At 65.5% G+C, this 12,263-nt stretch carries 13 protein-coding genes; 8 read left to right on the top strand and 5 right to left on the bottom strand.

Annotated elements, in window-relative coordinates; all coding sequences use genetic code 11:
* Positions 1-52: 52 nt before the first annotated feature.
* The 3 genes from CV770_RS38730 to CV770_RS38740 form a co-directional block, all read right to left on the bottom strand.
* Entirely contained in the window at positions 53-643 is a 591-nt protein-coding gene (locus CV770_RS38730) for an SCO family protein (RefSeq protein ID WP_104466062.1), read from the bottom strand.
* A 24-nt stretch (positions 644-667) separates the two neighbouring features.
* Positions 668-862, bottom strand: a complete 195-nt coding sequence (locus tag CV770_RS38735) for a hypothetical protein (protein ID WP_091965809.1) — start codon at positions 860-862, stop codon at positions 668-670.
* Between the two features lie 106 nt (positions 863-968).
* A complete protein-coding gene (locus tag CV770_RS38740; RefSeq protein WP_201760229.1) occupies positions 969-1,490 on the bottom strand; it encodes a hypothetical protein in 522 nt (173 codons plus the stop codon).
* A 280-nt stretch (positions 1,491-1,770) separates the two neighbouring features.
* Between CV770_RS38740 and CV770_RS38745 the strand changes: the two genes are divergently transcribed.
* The 7 genes from CV770_RS38745 (at position 1,771) to CV770_RS38775 (ending at position 9,469) form a co-directional block, all read left to right on the top strand.
* Positions 1,771-3,429, top strand: a complete 1,659-nt coding sequence (locus tag CV770_RS38745) for an FAD-binding dehydrogenase (RefSeq protein ID WP_091965808.1) — start codon at positions 1,771-1,773, stop codon at positions 3,427-3,429.
* 15 nt (positions 3,430-3,444) lie between these two features.
* Positions 3,445-4,350 carry a CE1 family esterase gene (locus CV770_RS38750; RefSeq protein ID WP_430649286.1) on the top strand — a complete coding sequence of 302 codons (906 nt, stop codon included), beginning with the start codon at positions 3,445-3,447 and terminating at the stop codon, positions 4,348-4,350.
* 134 nt (positions 4,351-4,484) lie between these two features.
* Entirely contained in the window at positions 4,485-4,835 is a 351-nt protein-coding gene (locus CV770_RS38755; RefSeq protein WP_018320814.1) for a RidA family protein, read from the top strand.
* Positions 4,836-4,990: 155 nt separating this feature from the next.
* Entirely contained in the window at positions 4,991-5,356 is a 366-nt protein-coding gene (locus CV770_RS38760; RefSeq protein WP_091965885.1) for a nuclear transport factor 2 family protein, read from the top strand.
* Between the two features lie 78 nt (positions 5,357-5,434).
* The gene (locus CV770_RS38765; RefSeq protein WP_091965806.1) at positions 5,435-8,032 is read left to right on the top strand and encodes a ligase-associated DNA damage response DEXH box helicase; all 2,598 of its coding nucleotides are present in this window, start codon (positions 5,435-5,437) and stop codon (positions 8,030-8,032) included.
* Between the two features lie 42 nt (positions 8,033-8,074).
* Positions 8,075-8,746 carry a ligase-associated DNA damage response endonuclease PdeM gene (gene pdeM / locus CV770_RS38770; RefSeq protein ID WP_165637776.1) on the top strand — a complete coding sequence of 224 codons (672 nt, stop codon included), beginning with the start codon at positions 8,075-8,077 and terminating at the stop codon, positions 8,744-8,746.
* A 291-nt stretch (positions 8,747-9,037) separates the two neighbouring features.
* A complete protein-coding gene (locus CV770_RS38775; RefSeq protein WP_038973194.1) occupies positions 9,038-9,469 on the top strand; it encodes a hypothetical protein in 432 nt (143 codons plus the stop codon).
* A 138-nt stretch (positions 9,470-9,607) separates the two neighbouring features.
* Here CV770_RS38775 and CV770_RS38780 read toward each other — a convergent pair whose 3' ends face one another.
* Together CV770_RS38780 and pyrE are read right to left on the bottom strand one after the other, a co-directional pair.
* Positions 9,608-10,381, bottom strand: coding sequence for a DUF2865 domain-containing protein (locus CV770_RS38780; protein WP_173015757.1), 774 nt, complete (start codon positions 10,379-10,381; stop codon positions 9,608-9,610).
* A 249-nt stretch (positions 10,382-10,630) separates the two neighbouring features.
* Positions 10,631-11,194 carry an orotate phosphoribosyltransferase gene (gene pyrE / locus CV770_RS38785; RefSeq protein ID WP_008136514.1) on the bottom strand — a complete coding sequence of 188 codons (564 nt, stop codon included), beginning with the start codon at positions 11,192-11,194 and terminating at the stop codon, positions 10,631-10,633.
* Between the two features lie 173 nt (positions 11,195-11,367).
* On the opposite strand from pyrE, the gene CV770_RS38790 reads away from it, so the two are divergent.
* Positions 11,368-11,994 carry a glutathione S-transferase family protein gene (locus CV770_RS38790; RefSeq protein WP_104466063.1) on the top strand — a complete coding sequence of 209 codons (627 nt, stop codon included), beginning with the start codon at positions 11,368-11,370 and terminating at the stop codon, positions 11,992-11,994.
* Positions 11,995-12,263: the final 269 nt, after the last annotated feature.

Below are 12,263 nucleotides of genomic sequence, written 5' to 3' on the forward strand. Positions count from 1 at the left end.
CCCGCAAGCGGGAGAGGTTGCACCGAGAATGCCGCTCGATCCTGCGCTCTTCTCAGAGATACTTCTTCAAATCCGCCGCCGCCTCGTCCGGCGTCCGCTTCAAATTGAACGGCGACACGAACCGGCCGTCGCGGTCCATCAGATAGATCAGCGCGGTATGGTCCATGGTGTAGTCGCCGTCCTTGGTCGGGACTTTCTTGGCGTAGACCCGGTAGGACGTGATGACCTTGGCGGTCTCGGCGGGATCGCCGGACAGGCCTTCGAGGTGCGGATCGAAGCTCGACAGATAATCCTTCATGGTCGCCGGCGTATCGCGCTCGGGATCGACCGATATGAAGACGGCATTGACCTTGTCGGCATCCTTGCCCATCGCGCGCAGCACTTCCGAGATCTCGAACAGCGAGGTCGGGCAGACGTCTGGGCAATGGGTGTAGCCGAAGAAGATCAGGGTCGGCTTGCCCTTGAGGCTCTTGTCGGTGACGGCCTTGCCGTTCTGGTCGGTGAGCTGGAACGGGCCGCCGATCGCGGCCGGCTGCGCCACCTTGCTGACCCCGCCCATGGCCCAGAACATGATCAGGAGGCCGACAACGAGGCTTGCTGCGAAGGCGGTCGCGATCACCAGCGGACGGGCGGCGGAACTCATGAGCGGAAAACTTCCTGTGGCGGATCAGAAGCAGGCGGCGAAACCGGTCCTGATCATCTCGAAGAACATCTGTGTGCCGTAGTGGAACCACAGCGCCAGCGCGCCGAGCACCAGCAATCCGCCGATCCCCGCGCCCGCCAACAGCAGCACGAACGGCGTCCGGCCGGCAGTGGGCGAATTGTCCTGTAGCGGATGCGTCGGGTGCAGCGGTTGAGCCATGACAACGATCGAGGCGAAGGCCCCGGTTCCCTGGCTTCCAGATAAGCTTTGGCCCGCCTGCGGGCAAGGCGCCGCTGGCGGGCCGGAGCGATCCCGTCCTGGACGATCAGTGGACCAGCTGGCCGCGGGCGGATTCGAGCTGGTCCGCCTGCGGGAGGTGCCGGCGCAACGGCTTGATCGCCGAGGCCTGCGCGTCCATGTAGCAGGGCTTGTACATGGCCTGGAGCTGCCTGCCCTTCAGGAAGAGCATGTGCGGGGTGAGGCCGCCGCGCTGGGTGATCCAGCGCTTCACCTGCGACGGATACATCGCGTAGAGCATCTGGGTCGCCTCGGTGTTAGTGACGGCCCGGCCATTGGTGCCGAAATCCCAGGCGGCGTGGAAGCCGAGCGTCGCGCTCGAGGTCACGCAGATGCGGTCATGCGGGATGGCGCCGAGGACGATGGTGCAGGCGGACGCGCACAGGCCATCGATGATGACGGTTTCGCCCGACTGCCGCAGGTCCTGGTATCTGTCGACGTAGGTTCCAATCCGGCCACCGCGGTCATCCGCGATCCGAACCACCGCGTGAGAAGCCCCCATGCCCGCGATCAGGAGAACCGCCGCAAGCAACCCCGTCAGAAACTTCATTGTCCCCCGCCCCGGTCGAATTCGAATCTGCGTGTCAGGTGATGATGCACGGCCAGCGTCCGTCGTAACCGAGGTTTTGTCTAGGCAGGGCGGCTGACTCAAAACAAATTCAAATCCAGTGTTGCGTCCGCGCTGCACTCGGCCGGCCTCTATCCCAAAGTGGAACAAGTTAACGATGTCTTACGCGCCACGCCCTTGATCTCAGTTGCCACCGCTGGCTTCAATCCCGGGCGACTACAGGGGGGAACCGATGGAGGGGGAAATAATGGAGGGGGAAACCATGGCTGAAGAGACAGACGTCGTCGTTGTCGGCGCAGGCCTATCGGGCCTCGTGGCCGCAACCGAGATCGCGGATGCGGGCAAGCGCGTGATCGTGGTCGACCAGGAAGGCGAGCAGTCGATCGGCGGCCAGGCGTTCTGGTCGTTCGGCGGATTGTTCCTGGTTGATTCGCCGGAGCAGCGCCGGCTCGGCATCAAGGATTCCTTCGACCTGGCCATGCAGGACTGGATCGGTGCCGCGGGCTTCGACCGCGACGAGGATTTCTGGCCGCGGCAATGGGCCGAGGCCTACGTGGCATTCGCGGCCGGCGAGAAGCGCGACTGGCTGCGGGCGATGGGCCATCGCATCTTCCCCGTGGTCGGCTGGGCCGAGCGCGGCGGCTATGACGCGATGGGCCACGGCAATTCGGTGCCGCGTTTTCACGTCACCTGGGGCACCGGGCCCGGTATCGTCGAACCGTTCGAGCGCCGCGCGCGCGAGGCGATGAAAAGCGGCCGGCTGAGCTTCAGGTTCCGCCACCGCGTCGATGCGCTTTCGATCACCAATCGCACGGTGGACGGCGTCAGCGGCGCCGTTCTCGCCCCCGACACGGTCGAGCGCGGCAAGAGCTCCTCGCGCAACGTCGTCGGCGAATTTGCGCTGAAGGCGCAGGCCGTGATCGTGGCGTCCGGCGGCATCGGCGGCAATCACGAGCTGGTGCGGCAGAACTGGCCGAAGCGGCTCGGTGATCCCCCGAAATTCATGATCTCCGGCGTGCCCGAGCATGTCGACGGCCGCATGATCGGCATCACCGAGAAATCAGGCGCGCGGCTGATCAACCGCGACCGCATGTGGCATTATGTGGAGGGCATCCAGAACTGGAATCCAATCTGGCCGCGCCACGGCATCCGCATCCTGCCCGGCCCCTCCTCGATGTGGTTCGACGCAACAGGCACGCGGCTGCCGGCGCCGCTCTTCCCCGGCTCCGACACGCTCGGCCAGCTCAAATACATCATGTCGACCGGCTATGATTATTCCTGGTTCATCCTGACCCAGAGCATCATCAAGAAAGAGTTCGCGCTGTCGGGCTCGGAGCAGAATCCCGACCTCACCGGCAAGAGCTGGCGCATGACCTTGCGCCGCGCCACCAACAAGGGCGCCCCCGCGCCGGTCGAGGCGTTCAAAAGCCATGGTGTCGACTTCATCGTACGCGACAAGATCGAGGACCTTGTTGCGGAGATGAACAAGCTTGCCGGCAGCGACCTCCTCAAGCTCGAGCACATCAGGATGCAGATCGAGGCGCGCGACCGCGAGATCGCCAACGCTTACGTCAAGGACGCGCAGGTGATGAACATCCACAATGCGCGCCGCTATATCGGCGACCGGCTGATCCGCACCGCCTCCCCACACAGGATCCTCGATCCCGCGCAGGGGCCGCTGATCGCGGTCAAGCTCAACATACTCACCCGCAAGACGCTGGGCGGCTTCGAGACCGATCTCGACTCGCGTGTGTTCGGCAGCGAGGGCAGCGTCATTCCCGGCCTCTATGCGGTTGGCGAGGCCGCCGGCTTCGGCGGCGGCGGCGTGCACGGCTATCGCTCGCTGGAAGGCACCTTCCTCGGCGGCTGCCTGTTCTCGGGCCGCAATGCGGGCCGGGCCGCGGCGAAAGCGGTAGGCTAGATCGTGCGGCGGTGGATGTGCATCGGGGCGGTGGTTGCTGCATTGGCCGCCGCATCAGTCGCATCCGCCGAGACGATCGACGTCAACGGCGTGAAGCGCTCCTACAGTGCGCAATTGCCGGCCAGGAAGCCGGCACCGCTCGTCATCGTGCTGCACGGCAAGACCCAGCGCGGCGCCGACATGATCGCGCGGACGGCGTGGCCGCAGGTCGCCAAGCGCGAGGGCCTGGCCGTGGTCTTTCCTGATGGCCTCAACCATGCATGGGCGGATGCGCGAACGAAGGCGGGGCCGGCGCTGCGCGGCCCGCCGGTGGGCACCGACGACGTCACCTTCCTCGCAAAGCTCGTCGAGAAGCTGGTGGCCGACGGCACGGCCGATGCAAAGCGCGTCTTCATCGCGGGCGTCTCCAATGGCGGCGCCATGGCGATGACCATGGCCTGCGCCCGCGCCGATCTGTTTGCGGCAGGCGCGAGCGTGATCATGAACCTCACCGACGAGGCCGCCGTCACCTGCCATCCGTCAAGGCCGCTGCCGATGCTGCTCATGAACGGCACGGCCGACCAGCTGGTCCCCTACGAGGGCGGTCGCGGATCGAGCTATTTTGCCGCAGACGGCTTCTGGTCGACCGAGGAGACATTGGCGTTCTGGCGCAAGCTCAATGGCTGTGAGACCGACGATGCCAGCGTGACCGACCTGCCCGACAAGGCGCCTGCAGACCAATCGACAGTGACCCGGATCTCATCGCGCTGCCCGAGGGGACACGACGTCGTGCTCTATCGCATCAACCATGGCGGCCACCGCATGCCTGGATTTTCTCCGGATGCCCGCTTCCCGAGGGTCGCAGCCGGCCTGCTCGGGCCGCAGAACGGCGACATCGATGGCGCCGAGACGATCTGGGCTTTTTTCAGTCAGTTTCCGTGAGGCGCACATGCTCGGCGTTGACGGCATGCGTGCGGGGCAACGCATGCGCCGCAGGCAACGCATGCGTGCCCGGGGTGGCACGGCGCGAGGTGCTGGGCTAGACAGGGCCGCCATTCCAGTGAGGAGATCCGTAAATGAGCATTCAGCGTTTCGAAACCGGCCCGCGCATGAGCCAGGTCGTCGTGCATGGCAACACCGTCTATCTCGCCGGTGTCGTCGCCAACAAGGCCGCCGGCGAAAGCGTGACCAAGCAGACCCAGGACATCCTGGCCACCATCGACGGCCATCTCGCCAAGGCCGGCACCGACAAGTCGAAGCTGCTCTCGGCCACGATCTACATCACCGATATGAAGACGTTCGGCGAGATGAATGCGGTGTGGGACGCCTGGGTGTCGGCCGGCAATACCCCCGCCCGCGCCACCGTCGAAGCCAAGCTGGCGGCGCCGCAATACACCGTCGAGATCATGGTCACGGCCGCGAAGTAATCTTCACGACCAATTCGCATGCGAATGGAGCGCGATGACAACATCATCGCGCTCCATTTTTTCGCGCAACGATGACCTGCGAGGTAATCGATAAGCGCGCGCGATCCTTCGATAGTCAGGGACAGCCGAATACGGCGTCCTCGAAGGAGAGCATTATGACCGACCCCATCACAATCGCCCGCCGCTACATCGAGCTCTGGAACGAGCGCACCGCCGGCCGGCGCCGCGAACTGCTCAGCGAAAACTGGACGAGCGATGCGAGCTATGTCGATCCCTTGATGAAGGGCGACGGCCGCGACGGCATCGAGGCGCTGATCGCAGGCGTGCAGCAGCGCTTTCCCGATTTCAAGTTCAAGCTGATCGGCGAGCCCAACGGCTACGGCGATCACATCCGCTTTTCATGGGGGCTTGGTCCCGATGGCACCGACAGCCCGATCAAGGGTACTGATTTCGCCGTACTGAAGGACGGCCGCATCAGAAGCGTGACCGGATTTCTGGATCAGGTGCCGGCCGGGGCGTGAGATCACTGGCCCTCCTCGTGCAGGCGGGGAGGGCGGCACCCCTCGACGAAGCGATCTTCACGGCTTACCTGTCATGCCGTGCCGCCCCGTATCCTCCAAACATCGGCCGAGCCGGCCACGCTGCTGCCGAGCCGCTTCCAGCAATGGTTCGCAGCCCGTGGCTGGTCGCCGCGCGCGCATCAATTGGCACTGCTGGAGAAGGCGCGCGAAGACGCTAGCGCGCTGCTGATCGCGCCGACCGGCGCCGGCAAGACGCTGGCGGGATTCCTGCCGACGCTGGTGGAGCTTTCGACCGAGGCAGCCGAACGGAAGGCGGGTGAGAAGCAAAGCCTCGTCTCCACCGGCCGCAGCGTGCAGCGCACCGGCGGCCTGCATACGCTCTATATCTCGCCGCTGAAGGCGCTCGCCGTCGACATCGCGCGCAATCTGGAGCGGCCGATTGCGGAGATGGCGCTGCCGATCAAGGTCGAGACCCGCACCGGCGACACGCCGGTGTCGCGGCGGCAGCGGCAACGGCGTTATCCGCCTGATGTGTTGCTGACGACGCCCGAGCAGCTTGCGCTGCTGCTGTCCTCGGATGATGCACCGTTCCTGTTTTCCTCGCTGAAGCGCATCGTGCTCGACGAGCTGCATGCGTTGGTAACGTCCAAGCGCGGCGACCTGCTCTCGCTCGGGCTGGCGCGGCTGTGGCGGCTGGCGCCGCAGATGCGCTCGATCGGCCTGTCGGCGACCGTGGCAGAGCCGGATCAGCTCGCGCGCTTTCTGGTGCCGCAGCCCGACGGCAGGGAGCGAGCAGCCGACATCGTCATCGCCGGCGGCGCGGCGCCGCCGCTGGTCGAGATGCTGGATACGCGCGAGCGCCTGCCCTGGGCCGGCCACAGCGCGCGCCACGCGCTTCCTGAGATCTACGAGCTGATCAAGGCGAACAAGACCACGCTGGTCTTCGTCAATACCCGCAGCCAGGCCGAGATGCTATTCCAGAATCTCTGGAGCATGAACGACGACGGCCTCGCGATTGCGCTGCATCACGGCTCGCTCGATGTTGCGCAGCGCCGCAAGGTCGAGGACGCCATGTCGGCGGGACGCCTGCGCGGTGTGGTTTGCACCTCTTCGCTCGACCTCGGCGTCGACTGGGGCGATGTCGATCTCGTCGTCAACATCGGCGCGCCCAAGGGCTCCTCGCGCCTGATGCAGCGGATCGGCCGCGCCAACCACCGCCTCGACGAAGCCTCGCGCGCGGTGCTGGTGCCGGCCAATCGTTTTGAAGTGCTGGAGTGCCGCGTCGCCATCGATGCCATTGCCGAGAACGCGCAGGATACGCCACCCTTGCGCACCGGCGCGCTCGACGTGCTGGCCCAGCACGTGCTGGGCTGCGCCTGCGGCGAGCCGTTCCTCAGCGATGATCTGTATGGCGAGGTTCGCACCGCCGCGCCTTACGCCGGCTTGTCGCGGACGGATTTCAATGACGTCGTCGATTTCGTCGCCTCCGGCGGCTATGCGCTGAAGACTTATGAACGCTTTGCCCGCATCAAGCAGGACAAGGAGGGGCGCTGGCGCGTCGCCAATCCCAAGGTGCGGCAGAGCTACCGGATGAATGTCGGCACCATCGTCGAGGACGACATGCTGAAGGTGCGGCTGGTGCGTTCGCGCGGTGGCGGCAAGGGAAAAATGGGCGGCTCGACCGGCGTCATCGCGCGCGGCGGCCGGTTGCTCGGCGAGATCGAGGAAGCCTTCATCGAGGGCCTCTCGCCCGGTGACACCTTTGTGTTCAGCGGCGAGGTGGTGCGCTATGAAACCCTGGTCGAGGACCAGGTCTATGTCTCCCGCGCCAACGACAAGGACCCGAAGGTGCCGTCCTACATGGGCGGCAAGTTTCCGCTCTCGACCTATCTCGCCGAGCGCGTGCGCCGGCTGCTCGATGACGGCCGCGCCTGGGGCGGCTTGCCGGAGCAGGTGCGCGACTGGTTGTCGCTGCAACGGGACGTCTCGCGCGTGCCCGCGGTGCGCGAGCTGCTGGTCGAGAGTTTTCCGCGCGCCAACAAGCACTACATTGTTTGCTATCCCTTCGAAGGCCGCCTCGCGCATCAGACCCTCGGCATGCTGCTCACGCGCCGGCTGGAGCGCGCCCGCGCGCGGCCGCTCGGCTTCGTCGCCAACGAATATGCGGTGGCGATCTGGGCGCTCGGTGATCTCTCGTTCATGATCCGTGATGGCCGGGTCGATCTTAACGCGCTGTTCGACCCCGATATGCTCGGCGACGATCTCGAGGCCTGGCTCGCCGAATCCGCCCTGATGAAGCGCACCTTCCGCAACTGCGCGATCATCTCCGGCCTGATCGCCCGCCGCCACACCGGCGAAGAGAAGAGCCGCCGCCAGGTGCTGTTCTCGACCGATCTCGTCTATGATGTCTTGCGAAAGCACCAGGCCGATCACGTCCTCTTGCGCGCCGCGCGCGCCGATGCCGCCACCGGCCTGCTCGATTTGCGCCGCCTCGGCGACATGCTCGCCCGCATCCACGGCCGCATCACGCACCGGGAACTCGACCGCGTCTCCCCATTGGCCGTGCCCGTGATGCTGGAAATCGGCCGCGAGTCAGTCTATGGCGAAGCTGCAGACGAGCTTTTGGCCGAAGCCGCCGATGAGCTCGTCAAAGAGGCGATGGATAGAAGCGGGTAAGACGTGACGATTGGCGCGCAGGTTTCAGGAGACGTCGACGACATGCGCGTGTCCACAGTCACCATCAGCGATGTGACCTTCGCCGCCGATCTTTCCGGCGCCCTGTTCTGGGAGGAGCAGCGCCTGCTCGTCGTCTCCGACCTGCATCTGGAAAAAGGCTCCAGCTTCGCCACCCGCGGCGTGCTGCTGCCGCCTTACGACACCGTCGCGACGCTCGGCCGTCTCGCTGCTGTCATCTCCCGCCATGATCCGCGCACCGTCATCGCACTCGGCGACAGCTTTCACGACCGCACCGCGCATGAGCGGTTGTCGCCGGACGACCGCGATGCCGTCGCGGCGCTCCAGACCGGCCGCGACTGGATCTGGATCTCCGGCAATCACGATCCGATGCTGCCGCGCGATCTCGGCGGCACGGTCGCCGACGAGGTCGCGATCGGCCCGATCACCTTCCGTCACGAGCCGACCGGCGCACGCGGCGAGATCGCCGGCCATCTCCATCCCAAGGCGCGCGTCTCCGCGCGCGGCCGCTCGATGGAGCGCCGCTGCTTCGCCTCCGACGGCATGCGCGCGGTGATGCCGGCATTCGGCGCCTACGCTGGCGGCCTCAGCATCCGCGACCTTGCCTTCGCAAAGATCTTTCCGGCCAATGGTTTTGTCGCCCATCTGCTCGGCGACCGCCGCGTCCACGCCATTGCAGCCTCACGCTGCTCCTGAGGCCCAAAATTGGGACAGCACTACATTCAGTAGTTTTCCGGAATCGCCCAAGCGCGTTGCCGGCTCTAACTTTGCGCTTGCCGGGGCTGGAATTTTGATCCCGAACAAGATTGTAACCGGCAAGGGGCCGCTGCGAGGCGGCCCCTTTCATTTCGGGCGATCAAAACTGACGGGGACAGTCGCCGAGTTAGGAACAAATTAAGAACACTTTAGCAAGTCTTTGATATATAATTGTGATTCGGCGCGTTGCCGATACAATATCTAGCGTCTGTCAGACTTTGCGAGGACTACATGTCCACCATCGCCTTCGATCAATTTGCCCTCACCCGGATCGCCGATTTCGCGCGCTCGCTATCGCGGCTGCATCAGGCGGCGCGGCGCCAGAGGATCGATGACGACCAGTTCGACCGCGAGTTCAACGCGGTGTGCCAGTCGATCTGGGGTTACACCATCGACGACGTCAGCGACGATCTGTTCTCGACCGAGGATCATCTGTTTCTGGACACGCTGGACGAAGCGCATGCGCGCATTTTCGCGGCCGAGCAGGGCTACGACCTCGTCGGCGATCAGGGCATGCTGACGGATTGGTGGGGCTTCTGCTGGATGATCCTGGCCGAGAAGCGCGGCTTGCTGACGCCGGACAACCGCGCCGCCGCGCGCGCGGCGATCGAGGAGAAATATCTGGCGGCGCCGAACGTGATCGGGGTGATTATCGGGAGGTAGTCTCGTGCCCCGGACGCGGGCGCAGCGCTCCTTCAGCGGTGCGCTGCAGAGCCGGGGCCCATGCTCGCGGCATTCTGGTCCCGGCTCTGCGCAGCAACGCCAAAGAGCGTGCAGCGCGTCCGGGACACGAAAGCGGCTTTAATCCAACCCCGCCCGCTTCGCCGGCTTCTGCGCCGCCGTCTTCGGCACCGTCACATCGGGCAGTGTCTCACGCACGATCTCCGCAGCGGGCGCATCTGCCGACACCGTCTCTGCCCGCACCGGGGCCACCTTCATCTCGCCGAGGCGGGCGCGGACCTGCGCGGTGAGGCCGGGATAGGAGGCAACCGGGGTGAAGTCCGCAGCCTGGTCGTTGCCGACGCGGATGCCGGTATAGGCGACGAGGCCGTCAGTGGTGGCGATCACGTCGCCGGCTTTCAGCGAGGAGTCTAGCGCGAGATCGACCGGGGCAAGGCCGACCGGCTCGCGGCCGTTGCACGTGCAGTCGGCGCGCAGCGCCTTGCGATAGGCGAACGCGTTCTCGCTGTCGGCGTAGCGCTCGCCGGTCTGCGACGCCGCACCGTCGATCGAGGAGCCGAAATAGACCTTGGTCGCGCTGGCAGGACAGAACGCCTGACACATCTGGGCCGGCGAGGTGAGGCCGCGCATCAGCGGAAAATATTTGCCGTCGCAGCTGCGCACGCAGAAGGCCGGGCCGGAGCCGCCGGCTGCCGCGGAGCGGGTCGGCGGCACATATTGTGGGGTTGCGGCATTTTGCTGCCCGCTGAAGGGATCGGCGTAGGAGCTCGACTGTTGCGGCACCTCGCGCTGCGGCCGCTGCTGCTGCATGCCGCCGAAGAAGAAGTCGAACAGGCCCTCGGCCGAAACCGGGGCCGGAGCCGCAAGTGCTCCAAGGGTGGCGGCCACAAGCATCGCGCGACGCCGCCGGCGCGCATGGGACAGGACTGTACGCAATGCTCACTCCACCCGACGCTACTGAACCGGCCGGGACCCCAAGGGGTCTCAGCACATGATTCACCATAAGGCGCGATGGTAAATGAGCAGTTGAGCGGAGGCGGTTTCAAGACGAGGCGGTGGCCTCTTTAGGGCCGGGCGCAGCTTTGGACGGATGGTTGCTTCCGGGGCACACTGAGGCATGACGGCGAGGGATGTTTCGCCGCGTCAGGCCTTCAAGAATTCCGAGGCCTTGTACAGCGAGCGGAACGGCAGGCCGGCCGCACCGAACGTGTCGGTGGCGCCTTCCTCGCGGTCGACCATGGTCAGCACCAGCACCACCTCGGCGCCGGTCTCGCGCACCGATTCCACCGCCTTCATCGCCGAGCCGCCTGTCGTGGTGACGTCCTCGACGATCACGACGCGCTTGCCCTCGAGCGTCTCGCCTCTGGGCAGGCCTTCGATCGCGAGCTTGGCGCCGTGCTCCTTCGGCTTCTTGCGCACGAAGAACGCCGCAATCGGATGGCCCTTGATCCATGAGATCTGCGCCAGCGCACCGGCGAGCGGCACCGCGCCCATCTCGAGGCCCCCGATGAAATCGAGATTGTCGTCCTTAAGCGCCTCATAGGTCAGCTCGGCGAGCAGGGTCGCCCCCTCCGGGTCGAGCATGGTCGGCTTGAGGTTGAAGTAGAAATCGCTCTTGCGGCCCGACGCGAGCGTCACCTCGCCGCGACCGAATGAGCGCCGGCGGATGATTTCGAACAGGCGGGCGCGGGAGGCTGATTTCGACACGGCGGTCCCTCGGGAGCGTTTTTAGAGGAGGCGGAATTTATCCGCGACAGCCGCGACATTCCAGAGGGGGCGTCCCTCGTCAACAGGGATCGGCCATCCCCGGCCGCCGGTTGTGGGGGCGCGACGTTCTGGAGTAGGTGGGATGCCAAACCTGTTGGGGAAGGAAGCAAGGCATGACCATCGAGCTGCACACCTGGAACACGCCGAACGGCCGCAAGATCTCGGTCGCGTTGGAGGAGATGGGGCTGCCTTACAACGTGGTCCCGGTGAACATCACCAAGGGCGAGCAGATGGCACCCGAGTTCCTCAAGCTCTCCCCGAACAACAAGATCCCCGCGATCGTCGACCCCGAGGGCCCGGACGGCAAGCCCGTCAGCATCTTCGAATCAGGCGCGATCCTGCTCTATCTCGGTGAAAAGACCGGCAAATTCCTGCCGAAATCGCTTGCCGGGCGGATTCCCGTCTACGAATGGCTGATGTGGCAGATGGGCGGCTTCGGCCCGATGCCGGGCCAGGTGCACCATTTCATCGCGCTCGAGAACGAGCAGGACCGTGCCTATGGCCTGAAGCGCTACATGGCGGAGACCCGCCGGCTCTACGGCGTGCTCGACCGCCAGCTGGACGGCCGCGACTTCGTCGCCGGCGACCTCTCGATTGCCGATTTTGCCATCCTGGGCTGGGCCTGGCGCCACCCTCGCCACAAGGTTGATCTGGCCGACTTCCCCAACGTCAAGCGCTGGTACGAGACCCTGATGGCGCGCCCGGCGGTGAAGCGGGGCATGGAGGCGAAGCTGGATTGATGGGGTCTTGCCCTCTCCCCCTGTGGGAGAGGGTGGATCGACGCGAAGCGGCGAGACGGGTGAGGGGTCTCCATCCTCACGAACAGTCTTGCGAGCGGAGAGAACCCCTCATCCGGCGCTTCGCGCCACCTTCTCCCACAAGGGGCCTGTTGCGTTATCGGCTTTTGAAGTTGAGGACGGCAGGAGAAGGGCCGTGGTTACGGCAATTGCCAGCCAAGTCTGTAGTGGTCGCCCTCGGCGGGCGGCTCAGGCCGCGATCGTGGCCCACC

Origin of the sequence: Bradyrhizobium sp. AC87j1, from assembly GCF_002936975.1 — a bacterium.
Lineage (GTDB): Bacteria > Pseudomonadota > Alphaproteobacteria > Rhizobiales > Xanthobacteraceae > Bradyrhizobium > Bradyrhizobium shewense.

Coding starts and splice junctions, on each gene's coding strand:
- CV770_RS38730 (WP_104466062.1), bottom strand. CDS start 643: ATGAGTTCCGCCGCCCGTCCGCTGGTGATCGCGACCGCCTTCGCAGCA.
- CV770_RS38735 (WP_091965809.1), bottom strand. CDS start 862: ATGGCTCAACCGCTGCACCCGACGCATCCGCTACAGGACAATTCGCCC.
- CV770_RS38740 (WP_201760229.1), bottom strand. CDS start 1,490: ATGAAGTTTCTGACGGGGTTGCTTGCGGCGGTTCTCCTGATCGCGGGC.
- CV770_RS38745 (WP_091965808.1), top strand. CDS start 1,771: ATGGCTGAAGAGACAGACGTCGTCGTTGTCGGCGCAGGCCTATCGGGC.
- CV770_RS38750 (WP_430649286.1), top strand. CDS start 3,445: ATGTGCATCGGGGCGGTGGTTGCTGCATTGGCCGCCGCATCAGTCGCA.
- CV770_RS38755 (WP_018320814.1), top strand. CDS start 4,485: ATGAGCATTCAGCGTTTCGAAACCGGCCCGCGCATGAGCCAGGTCGTC.
- CV770_RS38760 (WP_091965885.1), top strand. CDS start 4,991: ATGACCGACCCCATCACAATCGCCCGCCGCTACATCGAGCTCTGGAAC.
- pdeM (WP_165637776.1), top strand. CDS start 8,075: ATGCGCGTGTCCACAGTCACCATCAGCGATGTGACCTTCGCCGCCGAT.
- CV770_RS38775 (WP_038973194.1), top strand. CDS start 9,038: ATGTCCACCATCGCCTTCGATCAATTTGCCCTCACCCGGATCGCCGAT.
- CV770_RS38780 (WP_173015757.1), bottom strand. CDS start 10,381: ATGCTTGTGGCCGCCACCCTTGGAGCACTTGCGGCTCCGGCCCCGGTT.
- CV770_RS38790 (WP_104466063.1), top strand. CDS start 11,368: ATGACCATCGAGCTGCACACCTGGAACACGCCGAACGGCCGCAAGATC.